At 51.7% G+C, this 24777-nt stretch carries 18 protein-coding genes and 1 riboswitch; of the genes, 8 read left to right on the top strand and 10 right to left on the bottom strand.

Translation table 11 applies throughout. The features are described from left to right. The first annotated feature begins 88 nt into the window (after positions 1 to 88). Positions 89 to 1066, top strand: a complete 978-nt coding sequence (locus JSQ80_RS17305) for a zinc dependent phospholipase C family protein (protein ID WP_206096126.1) — start codon at positions 89 to 91, stop codon at positions 1064 to 1066. Positions 1067 to 1119: 53 nt separating this feature from the next. Here the strand turns inward: JSQ80_RS17305 and JSQ80_RS17300 are convergent, their stop codons facing one another. Continuing rightward, a complete protein-coding gene (locus JSQ80_RS17300; RefSeq protein ID WP_240463703.1) occupies positions 1120 to 2877 on the bottom strand; it encodes a glycoside hydrolase family 13 protein in 1758 nt (585 codons plus the stop codon). A 381-nt stretch (positions 2878 to 3258) separates the two neighbouring features. On the opposite strand from JSQ80_RS17300, the gene JSQ80_RS17295 reads away from it, so the two are divergent. Beyond that, the gene (locus tag JSQ80_RS17295) at positions 3259 to 5961 is read left to right on the top strand and encodes a calcium-translocating P-type ATPase, SERCA-type (protein WP_206096125.1); all 2703 of its coding nucleotides are present in this window, start codon (positions 3259 to 3261) and stop codon (positions 5959 to 5961) included. Positions 5962 to 6065: 104 nt separating this feature from the next. Here the strand turns inward: JSQ80_RS17295 and JSQ80_RS17290 are convergent, their stop codons facing one another. Next, positions 6066 to 7376 (bottom strand): MFS transporter, encoded by a 1311-nt coding sequence (locus JSQ80_RS17290; RefSeq protein WP_206096124.1) that lies wholly within the window; start codon positions 7374 to 7376, stop codon positions 6066 to 6068. A gap of 325 nt (positions 7377 to 7701) precedes the next feature. Between JSQ80_RS17290 and JSQ80_RS17285 the strand changes: the two genes are divergently transcribed. Then, positions 7702 to 8604 carry a LysR family transcriptional regulator gene (locus tag JSQ80_RS17285; protein WP_206096123.1) on the top strand — a complete coding sequence of 301 codons (903 nt, stop codon included), beginning with the start codon at positions 7702 to 7704 and terminating at the stop codon, positions 8602 to 8604. 10 nt (positions 8605 to 8614) lie between these two features. Next, positions 8615 to 9427, top strand: coding sequence for a histidinol-phosphatase (locus JSQ80_RS17280; protein ID WP_206096122.1), 813 nt, complete (start codon positions 8615 to 8617; stop codon positions 9425 to 9427). Positions 9428 to 9603: 176 nt separating this feature from the next. On the opposite strand, the gene JSQ80_RS17275 is transcribed toward JSQ80_RS17280, so the two are convergent. Both JSQ80_RS17275 and JSQ80_RS17270 read right to left on the bottom strand, forming a co-directional pair. Then, a complete protein-coding gene (locus tag JSQ80_RS17275) occupies positions 9604 to 10578 on the bottom strand; it encodes a DMT family transporter (protein WP_087435989.1) in 975 nt (324 codons plus the stop codon). A gap of 158 nt (positions 10579 to 10736) precedes the next feature. Then, positions 10737 to 11489, bottom strand: coding sequence for a metallophosphoesterase family protein (locus JSQ80_RS17270; protein WP_087435988.1), 753 nt, complete (start codon positions 11487 to 11489; stop codon positions 10737 to 10739). 907 nt (positions 11490 to 12396) lie between these two features. On the opposite strand from JSQ80_RS17270, the gene JSQ80_RS17265 reads away from it, so the two are divergent. Beyond that, the gene (locus tag JSQ80_RS17265) at positions 12397 to 13767 is read left to right on the top strand and encodes an aldehyde dehydrogenase (RefSeq protein WP_206096121.1); all 1371 of its coding nucleotides are present in this window, start codon (positions 12397 to 12399) and stop codon (positions 13765 to 13767) included. Positions 13768 to 13947: 180 nt separating this feature from the next. Here the strand turns inward: JSQ80_RS17265 and JSQ80_RS17260 are convergent, their stop codons facing one another. From JSQ80_RS17260 to JSQ80_RS17245, 4 genes are all read right to left on the bottom strand, one after another. Further along, positions 13948 to 14298, bottom strand: a complete 351-nt coding sequence (locus JSQ80_RS17260) for a hypothetical protein (protein ID WP_254912333.1) — start codon at positions 14296 to 14298, stop codon at positions 13948 to 13950. Between the two features lie 497 nt (positions 14299 to 14795). After that, a complete protein-coding gene (gene sdhB, locus JSQ80_RS17255; RefSeq protein ID WP_087435985.1) occupies positions 14796 to 15560 on the bottom strand; it encodes a succinate dehydrogenase iron-sulfur subunit in 765 nt (254 codons plus the stop codon). 2 nt (positions 15561 to 15562) lie between these two features. Further along, a complete protein-coding gene (sdhA, locus tag JSQ80_RS17250) occupies positions 15563 to 17344 on the bottom strand; it encodes a succinate dehydrogenase flavoprotein subunit (protein ID WP_206096120.1) in 1782 nt (593 codons plus the stop codon). A gap of 16 nt (positions 17345 to 17360) precedes the next feature. Continuing rightward, positions 17361 to 18035, bottom strand: a complete 675-nt coding sequence (locus JSQ80_RS17245) for a succinate dehydrogenase cytochrome b558 subunit (protein ID WP_206096119.1) — start codon at positions 18033 to 18035, stop codon at positions 17361 to 17363. Positions 18036 to 18364: 329 nt separating this feature from the next. On the opposite strand from JSQ80_RS17245, the gene JSQ80_RS17240 reads away from it, so the two are divergent. Continuing rightward, positions 18365 to 19279 carry a LysR family transcriptional regulator gene (locus JSQ80_RS17240; protein ID WP_206096118.1) on the top strand — a complete coding sequence of 305 codons (915 nt, stop codon included), beginning with the start codon at positions 18365 to 18367 and terminating at the stop codon, positions 19277 to 19279. 83 nt (positions 19280 to 19362) lie between these two features. Continuing rightward, positions 19363 to 20199 carry a hypothetical protein gene (locus JSQ80_RS17235; RefSeq protein ID WP_206096117.1) on the top strand — a complete coding sequence of 279 codons (837 nt, stop codon included), beginning with the start codon at positions 19363 to 19365 and terminating at the stop codon, positions 20197 to 20199. 82 nt (positions 20200 to 20281) lie between these two features. Here the strand turns inward: JSQ80_RS17235 and JSQ80_RS17230 are convergent, their stop codons facing one another. Together JSQ80_RS17230 and JSQ80_RS17225 are read right to left on the bottom strand one after the other, a co-directional pair. Then, complete coding sequence (locus tag JSQ80_RS17230) at positions 20282 to 20950, bottom strand: potassium channel family protein (RefSeq protein WP_087435980.1); 669 nt, start codon at positions 20948 to 20950, stop codon at positions 20282 to 20284. 38 nt (positions 20951 to 20988) lie between these two features. Then, positions 20989 to 22347: a TrkH family potassium uptake protein gene (locus JSQ80_RS17225; RefSeq protein WP_087435979.1), complete on the bottom strand. Its 1359-nt coding sequence runs from the start codon at positions 22345 to 22347 to the stop codon at positions 20989 to 20991. A 58-nt stretch (positions 22348 to 22405) separates the two neighbouring features. Next, positions 22406 to 22565, bottom strand: a riboswitch (cyclic di-AMP (ydaO/yuaA leader). A 237-nt stretch (positions 22566 to 22802) separates the two neighbouring features. Between JSQ80_RS17225 and JSQ80_RS17220 the strand changes: the two genes are divergently transcribed. Further along, positions 22803 to 24491: a CPBP family intramembrane glutamic endopeptidase gene (locus JSQ80_RS17220; protein ID WP_206096116.1), complete on the top strand. Its 1689-nt coding sequence runs from the start codon at positions 22803 to 22805 to the stop codon at positions 24489 to 24491. Positions 24492 to 24777 lie beyond the last annotated feature (286 nt).

Below are 24777 nucleotides of genomic sequence, written 5' to 3'. Positions count from 1 at the left end.
TCATCTTGTTTATAGAGGCTGTGTGATCACAAGGGATACGAAGAAATAAATTCTCATTGAATAGTTACTATCAAAAAGGAGGGCAATCATGCCCAACATATGGACGCATTTGCTGTTCGGCCAAGAAGCGCTGGCTGAGGCGGGACTCGCCGAATGGATTGAGGATGAGAACCGGAAACGGTTGTTCAATATGGGATGTCAGGGGCCCGACTTCCTGTTCTATCATCAGTTTTTTCCTTGGCAGCGCATCACCGTCATGAATGAAATCGGGGCAGCGATGCATAACGAGCATTGCGGTCCGTTTCTGCTCGATCTGCTCTCTTCCGTGCCGTCCCGGCAGCCGGAGAACCGCGTATACGCCTTGGGATTTCTGCTCCATCATATCCTTGATCGCCATATGCACCCTTATGTATTCGTCCGATCGGGATTCCGGAAATGGGACCATCAGCGGTTCGAGGTGCTCATGGACACCCATATCGTCCGCAGGAAGACAAGTATGGAGACATGGAAGACGCCGGTGTGGAAGGAAATTAATACAGGCGGACAATTTCCGCAGGAGATCGTGCGTTTATTCATGGAGCTGTCTGACAAATATTATCCGGAGCTTGCCCACAAGGCCAAACCCGAATATTGGAACGACGCGAACCGCGATATGCTGCGGGCGCAGCGACTATTCCATGACCCATACGGCTTGAAGACAGCGTTAACCTTCAGGCAAATCGAGCCATTTGTCTATAAACGAAATATTCCGCCATACGATGTATTGAACGAAACCCGCACAGCGTGGCCCGATCCGACGGGAACGGACGAAACATATACGTCAAGCATATGGGATATGTGGGAAACGGCGCGAGAGGATGCGGCATGCGTGCTGGCGGCGGCAATCGATTATTGGAAGGTCCGAGACAACGCTCAGGCAGCGAACGGCCCAGATGCAGAACAGGACATCGAACATGCCTATGTCACGCTGCAAGAAGCGATCGGCAATCGCTCTTATGAGACAGGGCTGGAGTTAGAACATAATCGCCCCATTACGGTTGAAGATCCAATATGGCGCATAGGGTGAACAACACGGACTCTCTTCGCACATTAACCGTGTGAGGAGAGTCCGTGCTTTGATTATACGGAAGTTCTCATTTCATTATGAAGCTCAAGCACCAGCGCCTCGAATGGCCGCAGCGATGCATCCGCGAACACTTCGAACGGCACGTCTTCGTAATTGCCAATGATGCGCGCATAGCCACGTCCTTGCCATTCTGGAGGACAGTGAAACGCCGCGTCACGACCCGCGAAATTCATCAGGACGACCCATTCCTTGCCTTTCCAGCTTCGTGTATAAGCATAAATGCATTCATCCTCTTCCAGCCATAGGCGGTAATCGCCGTATACCATAATCGGATTCTGCTTCCGCAACCGGATGAGCGCTTGATAATAGAAGAAAATCGAATCTGGATCCGAGAGCGCCTGCTCCGCATTGATGTCCGTGTAATTCGGATTGGCTTGCAACCAAGGCGTACCCGACGTGAAACCGCCATGCGGGGAGGCATCCCACTGTAGCGGCGTGCGCGCATTGTCGCGCCCTTTGGCGTAAATCGACTTCATCACGTCGGCCGGATCTTTCCCGTATTGCTCCGTATGCTCGCGATACATATTGAGGGTTTCAATGTCTTTGTACTGCTCGATGGAATCGAAGCGGACATTCGTCATTCCGATCTCTTCCCCTTGATAAATATACGGCGTTCCTTTCAACGTATGCAGCAGCGTCGCCAGCATCTTGGCGGATTCCACCCGGTATGCGCCGTCATCGCCAAAGCGGGATACCATGCGCGGCTGGTCATGGTTATTCAAGTAAAGACTGTTCCAGCCGCTGTCTGCCAGTCCTGTCTGCCATTTGTGCAAAATGGAGCGCAAATCATGCAGCTTCCACGGCGTCACATCCCACTTGCCGCCGGCTCCTGAATCGACCTCCATATGCTCGAATTGGAACACCATGTTAAGAGCGCCATGCCGCTCATCTGTAATGTCGCGCGCCTGTTCCACCGTGACGCCCGGCATTTCGCCGACCGTCATGACGTTGTAACGGTCAAGCACCTCTCGCTTCATTTCTTGCAAATGCTCCATCAAATGCGGCCCGTTCATGAAATGCTCTCCGCCCCACGCATACCGCTCCTCACCGACACTTGGAAGTCCCGGCGTCTTCGATATGAAGTTGATGACGTCCATGCGGAAGCCGTCGACGCCTTTATCAAGCCACCACCGCATCATATCGTAGATTTCATCGCGCACGCGCGGACTTTCCCAATTCAGATCAGGCTGTTTCGTGGAGAATAAATGCAAATAATATTCGCCCGAACGATCGTCATACTGCCACGCAGAACCGCTGAATACCGACGTCCAGTTGTTCGGCTCGTGGTCGCCGCGTCCCGGACGCCAATGATAGTAATCCCGATACGGACTATTGACCGACTCGCGCGAAGCGGCGAACCAAGCATGCTCATCAGATGTATGATTGACGACCAAATCCATGACGAGCTTCATTCCGCGCGCATGCATCCCGTCTATTAGCGCTTCCCAATCGGCAATCGTGCCGAACTCTTCGTGAATGGCCCGATAATCGCTAATGTCATAGCCGTTGTCGTCGTTAGGCGATTCATATACCGGCGACAGCCAAATGACATCGATGCCTAACGTTTTCAAATAATCCAGCTTGGAAATAATGCCCTGCAAATCGCCAATTCCATCTCCGTTGCTGTCTTTAAAGCTGCGCGGATAAATTTGATAGACAACAGCTTCCTTCCAGAACGCGCGCTTCGTCCCATCCGCTTCGTTCGTGCCATTCGTTTCGTTCGTTGGAATCACTCGATCATTCTCGTTCATGTGAATGCCTCTCCTTCAATCTAGTCGATGTTGCCTTTGGCCTGACGCCCAACTCTTTCGCTATCTCTCCCCAATGATACACGATTCAAACTGGACTTACAGCGTTAATATAAGGATAAATGCTCATACTTGCGCGTATACATAACTTTTCACTTAAACCGTCACACTATATAAATGGAATGAAAGAACAGATTTCCAGCCAACAACGGTTCGCGGTCAAGGACTTCTCCCGATACTCCCTCTCGTTCAGACGGGGCATCCCTCTGGTGAGATTAATTTTGGTGTACTTGTCTCTAGAACCATTGCTTCTAAGACGATGCAGCAGCAGCACAGATTACACCGCAGTTCAAGTTATATAGAATGGATAGGAGATGGGCTCTCATGGAGAAGAGCGATTCAAAAAAACCTGTCGATCCGTTACATACGTTAACGGCCGAACAGGTCATTGCTCATTTGCAAACGAACAAAGATGGCTTGGCTGCCGCAGAAGCGGAGGAACGGCTGCGGCGTTACGGCAAAAATGCGCTGCAGGAAGCCGCGAGAAAATCTGTCTTCGCGAAGCTGCTGGAGCAATTCAAAGATGTGATGATTATCATCCTGCTAATCGCGGCGCTGATCTCCGGCTTATTGGGCGAGTGGACGGATTCGATCATCATCCTGGTTGTCGTCATATTGAACGCGGTGCTCGGCGTTATTCAAGAGAACAAAGCCGAGCAGGCGCTGACGGCGCTGAAGCAAATGTCGTCCCCTAATGCCCAGGTCATGCGGGGCGGCAAAGCGATGAACATTAAAGCCGAAGACCTCGTACCGGGCGACATCGTCGTGCTGGAAGCAGGCAACGTTGTGCCGGCGGATCTGCGGATTATCACATCCGCGTCGCTTAAAATTGAAGAAGCGGCGTTAACGGGGGAATCCGTTCCGGTAGAGAAAGGGATCGAAGCGTTAGATAAGGCCGATCTCGTTATCGGTGATCGTAAAAACATGGCATATATGAGCAGCAATGTGTCCTATGGACGGGGCATCGGCGTCGTAACGGCGACCGGAGCCGAGACCGAAGTCGGCAAAATTGCCGGTTACATATCGCAAGAGGAGGATGAGGCGACCCCGCTCCAGACCAAGCTGAACGAACTGGGGAAATATTTTACGTTTATTATTATCGGCGTTGCCATCGTCATCTTCGTCGTCGGATTGGTCGAGGGCCGGGAAATTTTCGAAATGCTTCTCACTTCCATATCGCTGGCGGTAGCCGCCATCCCGGAAGGCTTGCCAGCGATTGTTACGATCATTCTGGCGTTGGGCGTTCAGAAGATGGCAAAACGCAAGGCGATCATCCGCAAGCTCCCGGCGGTGGAAACGCTCGGCAGCACCGAAATTATATGCTCGGACAAGACAGGTACGCTGACGCAGAACAAGATGACCGTCAAGCAGATCTATTTGGACGGCGCTCTGCACCCGGCGGAAGAACCATTGCAGCAACTCAAGGGATATGAAGCGTTCCTGGAAGTGATGACGCTCTGCAACGATTCGAAGATTACGGAAGAAGCGAATGGCGCGGCCGGATCGCAAAATGACATATCGCTCATCGGGGACCCGACGGAAACGGCGCTTGTCGGCTTCGCCTTGGCAAAAGGAATGGACAAGCGCGACGGCGAACGGCTGTATCCGCGGGCAGCCGAAATTCCCTTCGACTCCGATCGCAAGCTAATGACGACGATTCATGATATGTCGAACCGGAGTGGCGAAACGGCCAACTCCTACCGTATCATGACGAAGGGCGCACCTGATGTACTGCTCGATCGCTGCAGCCATATATTCATGCATGGCGCCGTTGTGCCCATGACGAATGAACACCGCCACGACATTGCCGCAGCGAATAAAGAAATGGCCAGCAAGGCGTTGCGCGTATTGGCGCTTGCTTATCAGGATGCGGAGCGGCTCCCTGAAAAGCTGACCGCCGAAGCTGTGGAGCAGGGGCTCGTCTTCAGCGGCCTAGTCGGGATGATCGATCCGCCGCGGGAAGAAGTGAAGGAAGCGGTGCGCATCTGTAAAATGGCGGGCATCCGCCCCGTTATGATTACCGGCGACCACCGGGATACAGCCGCAGCCATCGCGAAGGAATTGGACATTATCCAAGATGAAAGCGGCGTATTGACCGGCACCGAGCTGAATCAGATAAGCGACGAGGACTTCGCTGACAAAGTGACGGAGTATTCCGTCTATGCGCGGGTATCGCCTGAACATAAGGTCCGGATCGTGAAGGCTTGGAAGAAGAAGGGCAAGATTGTCGCCATGACCGGCGACGGCGTGAATGACGCGCCGGCGCTGAAGGCATCCGATATCGGGGTCGGCATGGGCATTACCGGTACGGACGTGTCCAAGGGAGTGTCCGATATGGTGCTGGCCGACGATAACTTCTCCACCATCGTCGTTGCCGTGGAAGAGGGCCGGAAAGTGTACACCAATATTCGCAAGACGATACAATATTTGCTGTCGGCGAACTTAGGCGAGGTCGTAACGCTCTTCATCGCTACGTTGTTGAATTGGAAAATATTATTCCCGATTCATATCTTGTGGATTAACCTAGTAACCGACACGCTGCCTGCGCTCGCGCTCGGGTTGGAGCGAGCGGAAGCCGACATGATGAAGCGTCCGCCGCGCAAAGCCTCGACAAGCGTATTTGCGGATGGGGTAGGCAGCGGCATCATATACCAAGGGTTGCTGGAAGCGGCTCTTACGCTGTTCGCCTATTACTGGGGACATACGCATTATTCCGAGAACGTCGCGATAACGATGGCATTCGCCACTTTAGGCTTAATCCAGCTTACCCATGCGTTCAACGTGCGCTCCAACAAGCATTCGTTGTTCAAGATCGGATTTTTCTCGAACAAGCAGATGAACTATGCGGCGCTTATTTCCGCACTGCTCGTCATCTTGGTCATCGTCATCCCGGGCTTGAACGATTTATTCAATGTTGTCATGCTGAACACGGAGCAATGGATCATCGTCATCGCGGCAGCGCTCTCGATTATTCCGATTGTGGAGATCGTCAAGCTGGCGAACCGGTCGCTGAACAAACAAGCCTGACCCTGCTTCAATCGCCCTGCAGCAATGCTTATAGAGCACCGCCTTATTGTTGTTGACAGCGTTCAATATCCAATAAAGCGGTGTTTCTATTTCCTATTTCCGCCCTAATTCAAAGGCACCATGGACGATGCTGAAGTCGCGCACAGTATTTCATCTTCCCGATCCGCCTCCATGCGCCCCTTCTCGATATTTACGAAAATAAGCAGCAGGATTCCAACAATAAAGAAGAGCAATATGGACAGAATGGCAAGCCGCGTTGAACCGGTCAACAAACCGACGGCCCCGAATACGGCCGGGCCGATGGAAGCCGATACTTTGCTCGACAGGCTTAAGAAACCAAAAAATTCGGACGCGCGGCTGCGCGGCACCATTTGACTGTACACCGAACGGGACACGGCCTGGCTTCCGCCCTGAACCATCCCGACCATGAACGCCAAAATGTAGAAGTGATGCGCCGTCGTCATGAAGTAACCGAGAAACACGATGACGATATAGGTGCTCAGCGAAATATAGAGCGAACGTTTTGAACCGAGCCGGTTGGCGAACTTGGCGAACAGGAACGTAAACGGAATGCCGACGAACTGGGTAATCAGCAACGCGATAATGAGATGGCTCGTCTGAATTCCGATTTCGGCCCCGTAAATAGCTGACATGCCAATGATGGTGGAAATGCCGTCATTGAAAAACCAAAAGGCGAAAATGTATTTAACCAGTTCCGGATAATGCTTGATTCTCCTCATGGTGTGAAAAATACGCCCGAAGCCGTGCTTCGCATAATACGCGGCCGGCCGGCGTTCGATTCGTACCGGATCGCGCAAATTTTTGAACAGCGGCATGGAGAACAAAAGCCACCATATTCCGACGGTCAGGAACACGGCTTGCGTCGCGGCTATCTTGCTTGCAAACCCGAGCGGCTCCCACATTTCCAGCATGACAATATTGATTGCGAGCAGCACGCCCCCGCCGATATACCCGTACATGTAGCCTTTGGCGGATACCTCGTCCCGCTCATGCGGCGCCGCAATGTCAGGCAGCAGCGAATCATAGAACGTGTTTCCTCCCGAGAAGCCCAACGTAGCAATGATGAACAATGCCGATACGTAAATCCAATCTCCTTCGCCCGCAAATGCCATCAGCGCGCAGCCTATGGCGCCCGCCCAAGCAAATACGCGTAAAAAGGCCATTTTTCGCTGCGACAAATCAGCGATGGCGCCGAGAATCGGCGACAGCAGCGCTACGAGAATCATGCCAATTGTCTGCGTAAACGCCCAGTAACTCGTTGCTTGATGGGCCGGCAAATTCGATGCGGCCACGGTCTGATAAAAGATGGGCAGAACCGCCGCCAGCATCGTGGTGGCGAACGCGGAGTTGGCCCAATCGTACATCATCCAGCTGCGAACTTCCTTCGTGCGCATCGCACTCCCCCTGCCTTCGATATGAGCGTTCTCATGAGAACGTCTTCAATCATTGTGCGTGATCGCGCGGCAATGGGTCAACTGTTTCAAATATTAAGTTTTGGCAAGTCTTCGCCAACACTGCTTCCGGAGCTATCGTGCCAAGTATAATCTTCCTTGAAATAGCGCACTAATAAATTGGCAAACATTTGCTCAAGCCGTCCGCTTCCTCTATAATCAGATGTATAGTGACAAAACAATTTTATTGCTACGATAAAAATGATAAATTCTTTTAAAACAATCGCCAAAGCAACAAAGATCATTGCATGGGAAAGGAGGAGCCCTCATGAATTTAAGTCAATTAGAAACGCTCACCACCATCTCTAAGACGATGAGCTTCCGTAAGGCGGGGGAATTGCTTAATTTGACGCAGCCTGCAGTGTCCGCACAGATTAAGAGCTTGGAGGATGAGTTCAAGACGGTGCTCATCGACCGCAATCAGCCGGTCACCTTAACGGATAGCGGTCAAGTATTTCTTGAACATGCAGCGCGCATCCTACATATTGTCGATGATTTGAAGCAAAAGCTCGCCGATTTGAATCAAATTCCGCAAGGACACATTGTGTTGGGCACAACGACATCGATTGCAATTCAGATTCTTCCGCGGGTGCTTTCCTATTTTCAAGACCAATTTCCGTTGATTAAGACGAAGATTCTGTCGATGTCCTCCTCACAGGTTATGGCCCATATCGAAAATGGTGCGGTCGATATCGGCATCGGTTATCTAAATGAAAAGAACCCGAATTTAGTCTCTTCCGCACTCTATTACGATACGTTCGAGTTAGTCGTAAGCCCTGATCATCCGCTGGCCGCACATAAGCACGGCACGGTGGAAATGCTGCGGGAAATCCCTCTCATCGTGCTGTCTCCCGACACGTTGGGACGCAAATTCGCGGACGAGGTCTTCCGCAAATACGACATTCAGCCGCACATCGTCATGGAGCTGTCGAGCAGCGAAGAGGTGAAGCGGATGGTGGAGCTCAATCTTGGCGCAGCCATCATCTCGAAGCTGTCTGTCAGCAATGAGCTGCGTCGCGGAACGCTGCAAATCGTGCATATTCATGAGCTGGAGACGACCCACCCGGTTGGCGTCATGTACCGAACGGGCCGATATTTAAACTCGGCGATGCAGCAATTTCTAAGTGACTTGAAGGGCATGCCGGAAACTCAATTCATCGGTTCAGAGTAGGAGGTTTTGTATGAAATTTGATTTGCATACGCATCATTTTCGCTGCGGCCATGCCGACGGCAACATTCGCGATTATATCGAAGCCGGAATCAAGCATGGGTTGGACGTTATCGGCATTTCGGATCATACTCCATATTTCGGGAGCGACAAGGAGCATCCGTTCCCCAATATTACCATGGCGAAAGGCGAGTTCAGCAATTATGTGGAGGAAGTGCTGCAGCTGAAGCAGGAATATGCGGGACGCATCGATGTGCTGCTCGGCATCGAATCTGATTTCTTCCCGGAGTACGCGGAGCTGTATCGCGAAGCGCTGTCCCGCTACCCGTTCGACTACATCATCGGTTCGGTGCATAGTACGGGCGGCGTCAGCATATTCAATAAAAACCGGTGGAAGAACCTGTCCACAGAGCGGAAGGTTGCCGAAAAGCGCGTCTATTACGAGCTCATCCGCGATTCTGCGCGGTCCGGCATGTTCCAGATTCTCGGCCACATCGATGCGATGAAGGGCAATTATCCGGCGTTCTCCGAGATCGAGGCCTGGGATGTCATCGACGACACGCTAAAAGTCATCGCCGAATGCAAGGTCGCCATTGAAATTAACACGTCCGGCAAGACGAAGCTGAGCGGCGGTTGGTACCCGTCGGATGAAATATTGGAGCGTGCGCTTCATTTTGGGGTCGATGTGACATTCGGCTCTGATGCGCATATCCCTTCCCGCGTCGGCGACGAATGGGAACAGGTCCGTGCGCGCTTGAAGGAAATCGGCTTTGCGCGCTGGGTATATTACAAAGAGAAGCATAAGCATGAGGTGCCGCTCGATTAGAGCGGCTTTTTGTGTTATGCGGAAGAACGGCAAAAAAAGAGGACCTGAAGCGTTCAGGTCCGACTCAAGGGATATATATATTCATCAAAAGGGGGTCTTGTTACCAATATACCCTCTCAATATTAACCGACGTTAACAGGAATATTACCGTTGTGTAACAAATCGTTAAAATGATGTTAAGAGGCTTTGCGAATCGTCGCCTCGCGCTGCTCCGCAACCGCCGATCGGTTGACGACGAGAATTCCTGCCACCACAAGTCCAAGCGATACGAGTGTCCACTCATTCCATGCTTCCCCGAGCAGCCACGCGGACAGCAAAACGCCAAATACCGGAATAAGGAACAAGAACATCGATACTTTGCCCACGCTATTATATTTCATGACCATGTTCCATAGACTGAATCCCGCTGCCGATAGGAAGGCCAAGTACAACAGCAGCATAACCGAAGCGGTGTCCCAATGGAAAGGCGACCAGCCGGCCCGCCATGCTCCGATGACGATTAGTCCGAATCCGCCGAGCGCCATCTGACGTCCGGTTAGCCATAATACGGGAAGATCTCTGGCTTCATGGCGGGCCAGCACATTGCCCCATCCGCCAAACAATGCGGACAAAATAAGACATACATCTCCGATGCCAAGCGATATCGCCATTCCGCCCTGATTCAGCGTGACGATAATAACGCCCGCAAATCCAAGACACAATCCTAACGTCTTACCGGGCGTAAAGCTTTCATTGCGATCCATGAGACGAGCCACGACCATTTGGAAGAAGCAGGTTGCTCCCGTAATGATAGCTCCCTTCATGCCCGTACTTAAACTTAAGCCGATATAAAAACATAGATACTGCAGAAAAGTCTGAATGAAGGCAAGGCGTGTCACACGCCATCCTGTGCGCCGCGGCTTGGCCTGAATCGCCGGCTTCCCCGCACGGGCGGCACGGTTGACACATGCCGCGAACAGCATGAGCATGAGTCCAGCCAGAAGGAAACGGTACCCCGCGAACACCCATTGCTGATGCGTCGCCTGCGATGCGATGCCAAGCTCTTCATACCCGATCTTGATGGCTGGCATGGCGCTTCCCCACAATAATGCGGCGACTACGGCGCTGACCGTCATCCCGACAGGATGGGTGAACCAATGCTGCGCTTTCACTTGATGTCTCCACCTTTCCGTTCGCTTATTACATAATGAAGTCGCTCCGTTATGAAAGCAACGGATACTATCGTATCACCATGATAAGCGCTTGGGAAGAGGAAAAGTAACTTTCGCGCGCAATCAAAAGGGGCGCTGTTTGCACAACCATTTTCAGATTACTCCTCAGCCTTCTGCAATCCTCGGTATACGCCGGTTCGCAGCTCGCGCACATATGGCTTAAGACCGGGCATGCCCGCTTCTTCCGCCGCACGCACGGCACGTTCGATATCATATGGAACGCGGTGAAAATGAATGGAGAATTCGCTCGCATGCACTTGCCCGCAATGACCCTGGAGCATAATATAGGATGCTTGCGTCAGATCCAGCGGATTGCCTACGCTGCCGCAATTGACTAACGTCCGGCCCTGCAGGTGCTGTAAATAAGCGTTATGGATGTCTCCGTACACGACGACATCCGGTGGTTGGCATGGATGCAGCGGCTCGGTTAAAGAAGATGTAAATTCGAACATCTCAAGGCGCTTCTCCAGCTCATCCCACGGCTGAACGCGATGATAGACGCTCTGCGGCGAAGCGTGAACGAGCCGAATGTGGCGGCCGCTCATAATGAAATCATGCGAGAACGGCAGCTTGCCGAGCATCTCCAATCGCTTGCTTCCAAGCTGCTTCGCATGCCAGCGGAATTGATCATCGTCCTCGATTTGCAGGACGAGATCGTCCCAATTCCCCCGCACGATCACATCGCAATGCTCGAACAGGAGGTCGACCGCTTCTGCCGGATTCGGTCCTTTGCCGACAAGGTCTCCTAAGCAATATATCCGATCAGCGCCCTGACGCTTAATGTCGGTGATCACCGCTTCCAGCGCCTGCAAGTTTCCATGTATATCTGAAATAATGGCAATGGACTGCATTTCGCATCGTCTCCTCTCTATGTAGCAATCATTTGCAGCTTCTCTGCAATGTAAATTGGTGAAACATGTCCTAACGAGTTGATGGCTATCGATCCATATTTTCTTTGCTATGCTTCATCGACAAGATTTATGCTAATCCTATATTAATTGAACTATTGAATTCCATGGTTAAATTTTGATTACAGCTTCAAATTACTTGTCTCAAGATAGTAAGAGAGGCAGGAGAAACTCTCCGTTTGCCCTTTCCAGTTACTCTCCCCTTCGGTCAGTACAAACGAATTTCGCCAACGCCCAAGCGCTCTATAGTGTTGGCGAACGGTTGATGAACGTCTCCAACTGCAATTATACATTTGGAAGTTCCCTTTTCACGTCTTTCGTCACGCTGGACTGCAATCGTGAGCTTGTTGAGAAACCCAAAATGTAAAAAGAAACAAGTATGGTGGGGTATCCGCTTCCGTCGCTGTTGAATCCAAGTCATTAGGGATGAGACGGTGCGGGGATGACTCGGATTCAAAGGCGATCGCCAGGTCTCTCCAGCGGACACCCTCCACCCTTTTTTGTTTCATGCGGGGTTTCTCAACAACCTGAATCGTACCGTTCATTTTCGCATAATCGCATAAATAATGGTAACCCCTTCGCTTCGAACTGTACATTTGCAGTTCAAACGCCGAAAAGGGCGCTAATTCGCAAAAACAACTGCACTTTTGCAGTTGTCGACTCCACTCCTGTCGGCTCCCAGTCGATTACTTTATTGCTTTTATTATGAATCAGCGGGGAAAGCAATGCAAATGCCCGCATAATATGGTTTAATGATCTCATCATGCGTGCTTAAAAGGTAACCCTTTACCGAGAAGCACTAGTTTTCGCAGAAATACGCAACCCTATTGCGGACAGGAGGCTGACGTTCATGTCTATACAGGAAGATATACTTGCTTCTCAGCGCTCGTACTTCAATGAAGGCAACACCCGTGACATTGCCTTGCGCCGGCGCGCACTGACAGCGCTGCACAATGCCGTCTCCCGAATGGAGGGCGACATCGTCCGTGCGCTTCACCTGGACCTGGGCAAGAGCGAAGCCGAAGCTTATATGACCGAAATCGGCATCGTCCTGGAGGAAGCCAGGCTCGCGGCCAAGCGGGCGCAGCGCTGGGCGAAGCCGCGCAAGGTCAAGGCGGCACTGACGCATATAGGAAGCCGCGGCAAGATCGTGCCGGAGCCGTACGGCTGCACGCTGATTATCGCGCCCTGGAACTATCCGTTCCAATTGGCGCTGGCACCGCTCGTCGGAGCTCTGGCAGCCGGCAACACGGCAGTGGTGAAGCCATCCGAGCTGACGCCGCATACGAGCGCTTGCATCGCGCGGTTGATTAAGGATACGTTCGATTCGCGCCATGTGGCCGTGTTGGAAGGCGGAGTTGAGATGAGCGCGCAACTGCTCGATTTGCCGTTTGATTTCATATTCTTCACCGGCAGCGTCCATGTCGGCAAGATCGTTATGAGTGCGGCGGCGAAGCGGCTAACTCCGGTGACGCTGGAGCTCGGCGGCAAAAGTCCGTGTATTGTCCACGAAGATGCCGATATTGCGCTTGCAGCACGGCGCATCGCCTTCGGTAAATGGACCAACGCCGGCCAGACATGCGTCGCGCCGGACTATGTCTACGTCCATCGCTCACGGCACGACGAGTTCGTACGCGAGTTGAAACAAGCAGTACGGCGATTTTACGGAAATGATCCGCTCATGAGTCCGGAGTACGCGTCCATTGTGAGCGAGCGGCATACAGAACGGCTTCAATCGTTCCTGAAGGATGGCCGCATTGCCTTCGGCGGCGAGATCAGCAAGGATCGGCGCCGCATGTCCCCTGCCGTTCTGACTGAAGTGACATGGGAGATGCCGGTGATGCAAGAAGAAATCTTCGGCCCGATACTGCCAGTCCTTGCTTACGAATCGTATGAAGAAGCAGAGCGGGCCATTCTGGCGCGTCCGAAGCCGCTCGCGCTCTATCTCTTCACAACAGACCGCAGGCTGGAGGAACGGGTGGTCGGACGCATTTCTTTCGGAGGCGGATGCATCAATGACACGCTCATGCATATCGCGACACCTTACCTCCCGTTCGGCGGCGTCGGCGAGAGCGGCATGGGCAGCTATCATGGAAAATACAGCTTTGATGCGTTCAGCCACGAGAAGAGCGTGCTGTATCAGCCTACTTGGTTCGATATTTCCTTCCGCTATCCCGGTGCCAAGAACCGGAAGGGCATTATGAAGCGCTTGATGCGCTAGTGCGCCTGAGACAAAGTGTTATGACTTGATTATGAATAAAAGCGGGCTCTACTCCCCTGAGCCCGCTTTCGCCTTTATTTGCAACATCGATCATGAACGACAAAATGAGCCGGAACATACCCTAAGGACAAGAGTACATTACCAGCTCAAAGATAAACGCATTAACCTTTCCGCTGAGATTCATTGATTCTCAGCCAGGCTCTGTCGCTCCCATTCTAAGCGCTTACAAAAAGAATCGATTCCTTCCCGCCATACCTGCGATCGTTCAAGCCCCATCATGCTCGGCCCAATCCCGAAATGATCTTCCATGCACTGCTCCAATCGCTCCGCCATTTCCAGCATATCTAACTGACTTTCATACAATTCGACCATATGTATGGTCAAGCAGTCGTATTCATCGTCCGGCGCGCCCAGCGCCAATAAGCCTAGTGGGTCCCATTCATCGACAATCGCCTTCAACCGTCTAAACAGACAATTCTGCTTCCATCTGTGTTTGTCCTTCTCAGACAAATGGATAATTATGAATAACACCCCCTGTTTTTGGGCTTTCATCGCAGTTGCCGGAATGCGATTCGCTTCAAGGATGCGGGAGACATTTTTGACAGTAATATATTTACTTTTTACTATAAGGCAAAACGGAGCTTTCGAATACTAAAAATTTCACTAAATATTCATAATTTCTTTTTCCCTTTAACATCTATCGTCGATTTCTTTATTTAATACATACTTCCCTCTATAATGAGACGGCGATATCCCGACGCTCACATTGATGCCGCTTCCCAACCGTTAAAGCAAGAGCTGCTGCTGAAATATATATGGGCCGAACTTGGCAAAGAATCGATGCGGATGCCGCGCAATTGGGGCGCTTAAAGGCTGTGCTGAGTCCCCGCTTATTGTCACGGCTAAGGCCGGAATCGCTCCATTCACCATTGTTATTAAAAGAAATGGCGCCCCGCAATCGAGGCGCCATTATTATATCGTACTGGTCATTTCTAATTATTGCTATATCGTTCATCACAAGCGAAGCGCTACATCTTAAACCAACGCTTGAACATGAGCTTCGTCGTATCCTTGTTCATTTCCGCAATGGATGTCGTGAGCGGAATCTCTTTCGGGCAGGAACGAACGCAGTTCTGCGAGTTCCCGCAGCCTTCGATGCCGCCGTCATCAAGCAGCGCCTCCAAGCGCTCATCCTTATTCATTTCGCCCGTCGGATGCGCATTGAACAGCCGTACCTGGGAGATTGGAGCCGGTCCGATAAAGCTCGTCTTGTCGTTAACGTTCGGGCAAGCCTCCAGACATACACCGCACGTCATGCACTTGGAGAGCTCATACGCCCACTGGCGTTTCGTCTCTGCCATGCGCGGTCCGGGACCGAGATCATACGTGCCGTCGATCGGAATCCAAGCCTTAACGCGTTTCAAAGCATCGAACATGCGCTCACGGCTAATGACGAGGTCGCGCACGATGGGGAACGTCTTCATCGGCGCCAGAGAAATCGGCTGCTCCAGCTTATCGACGAGCGCGGTGCAAGCTTGTCTTGGCTTCCCGTTGATGACCATGGAGCATGCGCCGCACACTTCCTCCAAACAGTTCGATTCCCAACACACCGGAGATGTATGCTTGCCGCCGGCATTGACCGGATTGCGTTGAATTTCCATAAGCGCGCTAATGACGTTCATGTTCGGACGATACGGAACTTCGAACTCCTCGGTATACGGCTGCGCGTCCGGAGCGTCCTGACGCGTTACAATGAACTTGATCTTTTTAGATTGAGCCACAGCTTCCGCCATCGTTATTCTCCTTTCTTCTTATCCGTTTTCTTATCCGTCTTCTTATCCGTCGTGTAGTCACGCTTGCGCGGCTTGATCAACGATACGTCTATATCTTCATAGCTGATTTTCGGTCCATCCGGCGTCCATGCCGCAATCGACGACTTCATGAACTGCTCGTCGTTCCGCTCAGGGAAATCCGGTTTGTAGTGCGCCCCGCGGCTTTCGTCGCGCAGCAGCGCGCCCAGTGTCATCGCCTCCGCCAATTCGAGCATGTTCCATAACTGGCGCGTAAAGGTTACGCCTTGGTTGCTCCAGCGGGCGGTATCCGTCATATTGATGTTGTTGTAGCGCTGCTTCAGCTCTTTAATCTTCAGAATCGTCTCTTCCAGCTTATGATTATAACGGACGACGGTCATGTTGTTCGTCATCCAATCGCCAAGCTCTTTATGAAGCACGTACGCATTCTCCGTCCCGTTCATGCTTAACAGGCTTTCATATTTAGTCGTTCTGAGCTTAGACTCCCGTTCGAATACGCTGGCAGCGACATCTTCGGCTGATTTGTCGAGACCGCGAATATACTCCACCGCTTTCGGGCCGGCCACCATGCCGCCAAAGATAGCCGACAGCAAGGAATTCGCGCCAAGCCGGTTCGCGCCGTGGTATTGATATTCGCATTCTCCTGCGGCGAACAGGCCTTTAATGTTTGTCATTTGATTATAATCGACCCACATTCCGCCCATCGAGTAGTGAACGGCAGGGAATATTTTCATTGGAATTTTGCGCGGGTCGTCACCCATGAATTTCTCGTAAATTTCTATGATGCCGCCAAGCTTCACATCCAGTTCCTTCGGATCTTTATGGGATAGATCAAGGTACACCATGTTCTCCCCGTTAATGCCCAGCTTCAAGTCTACGCAGACGTGGAAAATTTCACGGGTCGCGATGTCACGCGGAACCAAGTTCCCGTATGCCGGATATTTCTCTTCGAGAAAATACCATGGCTTGCCGTCTTTATAAGTCCAGATGCGTCCGCCTTCTCCACGCGCCGACTCGGACATCAGGCGCAGCTTGTCATCTCCCGGAATCGCCGTCGGGTGAATCTGAATGAATTCCCCGTTCGCATAACGAACCCCTTGTTGATATACCGCGCTCGCCGCCGTTCCTGTGTTAATGACGGAGTTCGTCGTTTTCCCGAAAATAATGCCCGGGCCGCCAGTCGCCAAAATGACCGCATCCGCCGCGAATGACTTAATATCCATCGTGCGCAGATCCTGAGCTGTAATGCCCCGGCAAATCTCCTCATCATCAATGACAGCGGACATGAATTCCCAATGTTCATACTTCTTCACGAGTCCTGCCGCTTCCCAACGCCGGACCTGCTCGTCAAGCGCATACAACAGCTGTTGGCCTGTTGTCGCGCCCGCGAATGCCGTCCGGTGATATTGCGTCCCCCCGAAACGGCGGAAATCAAGCAAACCTTCCGATGTCCGGCTGAACATAACCCCCATGCGATCCATCAAGTGGATAATGCCCGGCGCCGCTTCGCACATTGCTTTGACCGGAGGCTGGTTCGCCAAGAAGTCACCGCCATACACGGTATCGTCAAAATGCTCCCAAGGCGAATCCCCTTCCCCCTTCGTGTTCACCGCACCGTTAATGCCGCCCTGTGCGCAGACAGAGTGAGAACGTTTCACTGGAACTAAAGAAAAAAGGTCGACGTGAACGCCTGCTTCCGCTGCTTTAACTGCTGCCATCAGACCTGCCAAGCCCCCGCCGACAACGATAATGTTCTGTTTAGCCACTTTGCGCCACTCTCCCTCAACCGATGATAGTTAATACTGAATTTATTACTGCCGTAGATGCTGCAAACTCTGCCCCGCGGAAGGCAAACAATGCCAATATGAACAGCGCGGACATAATCACGAACAGCCCCATGCAAATTTTAGCAGAAATCGCTTGTGAGCGCGGACCAACCGTAATTCCCCAACTGACCAAAAAAGCCCACATGCCGTTGGCGAAGTGATAGGTTGCCGCTACAACACCAACCAAATAGATTATAAACATGACTGGCTGCGTAACGATGCTGTTCATATGAGAGCCAAGCTCTTCATGCGTAATGTTGCCAAGCGCTACTTGCACTCTCGTTTCGTAGACATGCCAAGTCACGAATATAAACGTGATGACCCCGGTAATACGCTGCATCAGAAAAGCTATATTCCGGCCATAATTGTAATTCCCTACATTGTTGCGGGCCGTGTAGGCGATATATAGGCCGTATACGCCATGATACAGAAGAGGAAGCCAGATGAAAAACATTTCCATGAAAAACACCAATGGCAACCCGTTGATCAATGCGACTTTTTCTTGGAACGCTTCCTTGCCGCCCTCATACGCGGAATAATTGGATACCATGTGAGTAATGAGAAAGAATCCAAGCGGGATAACCCCAAGAAGCGAGTGCAACTTTCGCGAGTAAAAATAACCTCGTTTCATAAGCGTGCCGTTTCCCCTTTCCATTTGCTTCCCAGTAGATTTTGGTAATTAAACATCCTCATTTTACCTGTGCCTGTCGAAAGCGTCAACATTTTGTCACTTTCTTGTCAAGGCCGGAAAACCTTGAAGCCGCTTCCTACGACAGTGCTCATGCGTTTCTCTTGTAACCGCTTCCTATGTGAACAACTTGTGACACTTCCATGTTACTCCTTTTTTTCTTATAATGGAATTGCAATATTATTATAATTTTTATAACTTTAAGGTATAAGCATGAGATCATTGACATTTGACGTTTTCATATTACCAATGAAACGAGGAGGTCTCACAATATGCTGGATCTGCTGGAGTCCTTTGCATCGGTCGTCGAGTTGACCAGTCTAAACCAAGCATCCAAACGGCTAAACATATCTCAACCCGCTCTATCCCGCCAAATCGCGAAGCTGGAAGCGGAGCTGGGAGTTGAATTGTTCATCCGGCACGGCAAGCGGCTGGAACTGACCCGTGTCGGTCAGCTTACATATGAGTTCGCGCTTGACATCCGCAACCGTCAGCTCGATTTCTTGAAGTCTATCGCCGACTACAAGGCGGAAGGACATGCAACCGTCACGATCGGCGCCAGCTTAACGACGCTGCAGACGACGCTGCCGTTATTTGTGTCTCTTTATGTGAAAAAGCATCCGGAGGCGAACTTGAAGGCCGTAACAGGCAAAACCCACGAAATCGTATCTCGAGTGCGCGAGCAATCGGTCGATCTTGGGCTTGTAGCCGATGCCATACGCGAACCGGGGCTCATATGCATTCCGCTATTCGCAGACCATTTGCAGCTGGTGCTGCCGCAAAATCATGAATTGGCCGGCTGCCGCGATTGGTCCATGGCCCGCTTGAACGGGCTGCCGATGCTGCTGTTCTCCAAAGGCACCTGGTACCGCAAGCTCATCGACGATCTGTTCCGCCGCTACCGCATTATGCCGGACATCCGGATGGAGATTGACTCCTTCGAGGCGATCGTGCGGCTGCTGTCGACGAGCCATGCCGCTGCGCTGCTGCCGAAGTCTTATCTGCGCCCGGAATGGCTGCAGGACAACAAATTGGTCGCCATTCATTTAAAAGAGCTGAAGCAAACCGAACGCATCACTTCCATTGTATACTCCGAGCAAGCCGCCTTAAGCCACGCGGCTAAGCGGTTCATTGAAGAAACGGCGCAGGCGGCAACGACATGGAATCACATTTTCAAGAAGGAATAAAGTCGCTTGTTGTCGAAATTGAAGTAGAAAAAGAAAAAAGTAAAATTTGCTAATCTAGGGGCTTTTCAGGAGGATGATGTTAGATGGATGTATGCAACCTTTGCGGGGAGAAATTGAACGGGCACGAGCCCCACACCTGCTCCAAGGAGACAGCGCTAAGCGGCACTTCCGATCAGAAGGAATCGGCGGTCCGCCAAGAGATCGCGAGTCATCGGGAAACTGCTGCCGCTGCTGAAGCGATGGACGCTTCGGCACCTTATGCGGCTCCGGGCCAAGTGCCTAACCAACCATTGAACGCCAATGGTTCCGATTTGTACGGTGGAGCTTCATTCGGCGCCAAGCGCGAATCGGCTTTTGACATGAAGCGCGCCGTTCAATTGATGAAGCATCCGACGGAAGCCTCTGCTCTTCAGCCAGCCTCCGACTGGCTGTACGGCGTCATAGCAGTGGCGGCTTCGGCAATTGGCTTTGCCTTATTTGCTTTTAGCATATTCGGCGGTCTCATGTCCATGATGATTCCTTTCGGCGTTTATCCGAGTGCAGGTGAGTCTATCGGTTTGTTTATCAAGCTCGTCTTGCTTCACATTATTACGCTCGCCGCCTTGTTTGGCGCGCTCTGGCTCGTCAGCCGCTGGAAGGGCGTGCAGCGTTCGGACGTGAAGACGTTCTTCGTGCGCTTGGCTGCGATGCAGATGCCATACGGTCCGGCCTATTTGGTCGCCTTCCTCATGATGCTCATCAGCTTCACTTCCTTGTCGCTCGCGATTGCCGGCATCGTCTGGTTCACCTCCGTCATCATGACGGTATCCGAGACGATGGAGCAGGCGGAAGTGACGCGCGCCAACCGGTTTTTGTACGTCGCAAGCAGCATCGCCCTTTACTTCGTGCTGCTGCTCATTTTAACGAAGATTTTTCTGTAACAGCTGGCTTGCCGGCAGAAGCAGATAAAACCGCCGCCCGCTTCGCTCCGTCAATAGACGGGCAACGCAGGCGGCGGTTTCCTTATTTTTTCAGCATAATGGACTCTTCGAATTCTTCAATCTGATGGTTGGTTCCGATCATGACCATAATATCCCGCTCATTCAGGACATCCTCGGCCGACGGGGCAATAATAATGCCTTCCGGCTTGTTGAGCGCGACGATGCTGCAGCCGAATCTTGCCCGCGGATTCAATTCCTTCAAGGACATCCCCTGCATGCAGCCGGGCACACTGAGCTCGGCAATCGTATATTCCTTCGACAGCTCGATATAATCGAGCAAATTCGGTGACACAAGCTGATGGGCAACGCGAATTCCCATGTCGCGCTCGGGATAAATAACCCGGTCGACGTCCAGCCGCTCCAGCACGCGGCCGTGCAGCTCAGACAGCGCCTTCGCGACTACCTTCTTTACGCCCAGCTCCTTCATCTGAATACTGACCAGAATGCTCGTCTGGATGTCATCGCCAATCGCGACAATCGCGCAATCAAAGTTGCGAATGCCGAGCGAGCGAAGCACATCTTCATCCGTCGCATCCGCCACGACGGCGTGCGTTACCGCGCCCGTCATTTCCGCAACGACTTCTTCATCCTTATCGATGCCCAGCACTTGATGTCCCAACCTGACCAGTTCCTTGGCGAGGCCCGAACCGAATCGTCCCATCCCGACTACTGCAAACTGCTGCAACTCCATAATAGCTATTAACTCCTTCGTCCATTACTATTGTCTATTTATCCTATCGTAATCTTGCCTTCCGGATGGCGATACAATTCCCGTTCGCTCTTCGGTCCGAGCGCATACGCCAATGTAATTGGCCCGAGCCGGCCGGCGAACATCGTCAGGCACAGCAGCACCTTGCCGACATCGGTCAAATCTGTCGTCAAGCCCATCGTCAAGCCGACCGTGCCGAACGCAGACGTCGTCTCGAACAAAATCATGAGGAACGGGTGATCCTCTGTCATCGATAATATCATCGAGACCATAATGACGAGGAACAATGCCAACAAAGTCAACGTAACAGCTTTGAATATTCTGTCCTTCGCCAAGCGATAACGATAGATGACGATATCCTCTTTTCCCCGAATCATCGTGATGACCGCTCCAACAAGGATGGCGAACGTCGTTGTCTTAATCCCTCCCCCGGTTGAACCGGGCGAAGCCCCGATAAACATCAGGACGATCATGAAAAACTGGGACGCTTGGCGCATGGCGCCGATATCGATCGTATTCGCGCCGGCCGTGCGCGGGCTGACAGACTGAAACAGGGAAGCCCAGAATTGCTCCCACCCGCTGAGACCAGCAAGCGTTCGTGTATTTGTGAATTCGAAAATAAATATAACGACTGTGCCGATAACGATTAGAAGCCCGGTCATCGTCAACACAATTTTCGTATGCAGCGACAATTTGCGGGTGCGCCGATAATCCACCACATCGGACAACACGATAAAACCGATTCCCCCGAGCACGATAAGCAGCATAGCCACCGTATTGATGACCGGATCTCCTACGTAGCTCGTCAAGCTGGAGAACGGTCCGGATACCGAACCGAATAGATCGAATCCGGCATTGTTGAACAGGGACACCGCATGGAATATCCCGAAATAAACGGCTTGTCCCAGCGGCAGGTCGAACGCCCAACGGGTTGCAAACAGAATTGCGGCGGTCCCCTCGATACAGAAGGCAAACAGCAGCACCTTGCGGATAAGCCGGACAATCCCCTCCATACTGCCCTGATTAAGCGCTTCTTGCAAAATGAGGCGTTCCTTTAACGAAATTCTTTTTTTAAAGGCAAGCGCAAACAGTGTCGCCATCGTCATAAAGCCGAGCCCGCCGACTTGAATGAGCAGCATGAGGACCACTTGCCCAAACACCGTAAAGTGGGTGCCTGTATCGACCACAACTAGCCCAGTCACGCAGGTTGCCGATGTTGCCGTGAACAACGCATCAACAAAAGGCAGCGGTTCCCCGTCGGCATTGGAGATTGGCAGCATAAGCAGAAACGTGCCTAATAAAATAATTAATGCAAATCCAACGACAAGTATGCGTGACGGCGTTAAATGCAAAAATCTGCTTTTCCTTGAAAGTTTCAAGGGGTGTCACCTCTTTTTGTCCACGAAAAAAAGCACTGGAAATCCAATGCTATCGCTGGTATCCTGACGCACTTGCCTACGAGGTTAGCTGACGGATTCGGGCACGTTCAGGCTGCCCTATTCGCAGACGGATCTCTATGACCGTCATTAAGCGAAATTCACCCCATTAATCGGTTCCCCCGCTTTCGTCCGTGGACGAAACTCGGCATGTATGCAATTCATAACGAGATTATATACGTTTCCCTACTCGCACACAAAGTCAAAGAACGAACAAATTCAGTTGAATAGGCTGAAAAATAACGTTAAATAGCGCTTACAAAACCCCATTTTCTTGAATTGTATCGGGAACTCTTCAATTATCAAAGCGTAGCTTCATTCCTCTGCTGGACTTTACACAAATGAAGTGGATACAATAATAAAGGAAGTTGTACATACGACTAAATGGAGGAAAAAAGATGCCCTTGACTCATCAAGCACACCGTGATGCTCATAATAAGTCCGCACCTTCCTATCACATAACCAAGCCTTTGCTTATTGCTTCCATTGTTGGGTTTATAGTGTTTCTCGCCGTGCAGGTTATTATTCCCTTGCTGCATGTTGAGAGCCGGCAGGATAGGGCTCAGCTCTCGATAATTACGAAGGGGGAGGCGGCTGACAAGGCGGTGCAATTCATGAAGCAGCAGTCTTGGCGAACAGACGTGTCGCTCCGGAGCGTTGACCCGACCGTCGTGTACCAGACGGATTCTACGCTGGCCGGATATATCAGCAAGGAACGCTTGGCGGAAGCCTTCCAGCCCTGGAGCCGCAAGGCCCCATATGACAAGTATCAAGTGCTGCTATCAGTCATGCGCGGGGACCGACCCGCTGTGTTGAGCGTCGATGTCAATATGATGAACGGCCAGATTATCGGCTTCCATTTCACCGGAAGCCCGGCAGCTGCCGCAGATGACTCCGTCTCCGCACGTACGGTTGACTATCGCGCGGCTGCGGAACAGACTATAGCCCAATTGGGCTGGTCAGCCTCCGAATTGACATTACGTGAGGAAAGATTGAACAACAAGGAGGTAATGCACTTTACGGTGCCCAAAGCCAAAGTCGGGGACGCAGCGCTTGACTTCGTCGTGCACTTTCATAACAACGACGTTGTCACAGCCACACCCGTATGGGAAGTCCCGCTAAGCTATAAGACCGAGGAGCTGCGGCAGACAGCCACCGCTTCGTCCATTTACAAGTTCGGTTATACGTGGATGTCATTTCTGCTCAGCATTTTCGCGCTCGTCGCGTGCATTCGTTATCGCAAGCTTGTCCGCTTCCGCTCCGGTACGATAATCGCGTTGTCCATCGTCTCGTGCGGTATTTCCCTGCTTCATATTTGGAACCTGCTGCCTGGCCTCATCTCGCTTCAATTCGAGGTGCCTGCCGCACAGATCCGTATGGAATACGCTTTGATTGTTCAGGGCGGAATTACAGTGATACAGGGAATCGTGCTTTATTTTTCCTTACTGGGAGGCAAACGTTTCTGGGATCAGACTGTGCATCGGCGCTTGATGCCGACCTGGAGCAGTCCGGAATTCGGTGCGGTGCTGCCCCGAGCCTTCTGGCTCGGCACGGTATATGCGGGGCTCTTGCTTGGAGTGCAGACGTTTATCTTCACCGCCTTGGAGACCGGATTCGGCGCATGGTCGACGACGGATGCGTCTCAATCTCCGCTTAACTTGAGGTTGCCGGCGTTATATCCTTTGCTTGCTTGGATGGCTGCTATCTCGGAAGAAGGCGTCTATCGCTGGTTCGGCACGGGATTATTGAAGCGCTGGGTGAGCAGTCCATGGATTGCCGGCCTTATCCCTACGCTCATCTGGGCCTTCGGACATGTCACTTATCCGATATTCCCGTTCTACTCCCGGCCGGTCGAGCTGTTGATTATGGGCATGATGTTCTTGTACATCATGCTGAGGCACGGATTCTGGACGGCGCTGTTCGCTCACCTCATGCTGGATAATTTACTGATGAGCATGTCTTATTTGTTGGAGGGAACCGTCTCCGGTTTGACGCTTGGCGCGGTATATTTGACCCTGCCTGCCGTCATCGTATATGGAATCCGCTATCTTCACCAGAGCAAAAACGCCATGTCCTCCGTGCAGTAAAAAGAATAAATCGAAGACGTGTGCGGTTAATCAAACCAAGCAAGAGCGATGTCCGCACACGCAGCAATAATTATTTCGGCTCTTTTTTTATGATAAAGGAAAAGACTATTAAAACCAGAGCTAGAGTTAATTCACTATAGAACAGAATCCAGAAATTCTCGTTTATATTGCTAAAAGTATGTTCTATTGCATTTCCCTTCACCTTAAGCTTCTCTACAAACATATAGTCATCCCAAAACATAGCCAGCAAAAGATGAGTCAAGGCTCCATAAAGCAAGCCAATTCC

Origin of the sequence: Paenibacillus apiarius, assembly GCF_017052585.1 — a bacterium.
In the GTDB taxonomy this organism is placed as follows: Bacteria; Bacillota; Bacilli; order Paenibacillales; family Paenibacillaceae; genus Paenibacillus_B; species Paenibacillus_B apiarius.
Note: the sequence above shows the minus strand (reverse complement) of the source record. Positions and strands in the feature narration are given on the sequence as shown.

Bases quoted from the DNA above. Each gene is read 5' to 3' on its own strand.
- JSQ80_RS17300 (WP_240463703.1), bottom strand. From the start codon at position 2,877: ATGAACGAGAATGATCGAGTGATTCCAACGAACGAAACGAATGGCACG.
- JSQ80_RS17265 (WP_206096121.1), top strand. From the start codon at position 12,397: ATGTCTATACAGGAAGATATACTTGCTTCTCAGCGCTCGTACTTCAAT.
- JSQ80_RS17240 (WP_206096118.1), top strand. From the start codon at position 18,365: ATGCTGGATCTGCTGGAGTCCTTTGCATCGGTCGTCGAGTTGACCAGT.
- JSQ80_RS17230 (WP_087435980.1), bottom strand. From the start codon at position 20,950: ATGGAGTTGCAGCAGTTTGCAGTAGTCGGGATGGGACGATTCGGTTCG.
- JSQ80_RS17245 (WP_206096119.1), bottom strand. From the start codon at position 18,035: ATGAAACGAGGTTATTTTTACTCGCGAAAGTTGCACTCGCTTCTTGGG.
- JSQ80_RS17235 (WP_206096117.1), top strand. From the start codon at position 19,363: ATGGATGTATGCAACCTTTGCGGGGAGAAATTGAACGGGCACGAGCCC.
- JSQ80_RS17295 (WP_206096125.1), top strand. From the start codon at position 3,259: ATGGAGAAGAGCGATTCAAAAAAACCTGTCGATCCGTTACATACGTTA.
- sdhB (WP_087435985.1), bottom strand. From the start codon at position 15,560: ATGGCGGAAGCTGTGGCTCAATCTAAAAAGATCAAGTTCATTGTAACG.
- JSQ80_RS17285 (WP_206096123.1), top strand. From the start codon at position 7,702: ATGAATTTAAGTCAATTAGAAACGCTCACCACCATCTCTAAGACGATG.
- JSQ80_RS17290 (WP_206096124.1), bottom strand. From the start codon at position 7,376: ATGCGCACGAAGGAAGTTCGCAGCTGGATGATGTACGATTGGGCCAAC.
- JSQ80_RS17220 (WP_206096116.1), top strand. From the start codon at position 22,803: ATGCCCTTGACTCATCAAGCACACCGTGATGCTCATAATAAGTCCGCA.
- JSQ80_RS17305 (WP_206096126.1), top strand. From the start codon at position 89: ATGCCCAACATATGGACGCATTTGCTGTTCGGCCAAGAAGCGCTGGCT.
- JSQ80_RS17280 (WP_206096122.1), top strand. From the start codon at position 8,615: ATGAAATTTGATTTGCATACGCATCATTTTCGCTGCGGCCATGCCGAC.
- JSQ80_RS17270 (WP_087435988.1), bottom strand. From the start codon at position 11,489: ATGCAGTCCATTGCCATTATTTCAGATATACATGGAAACTTGCAGGCG.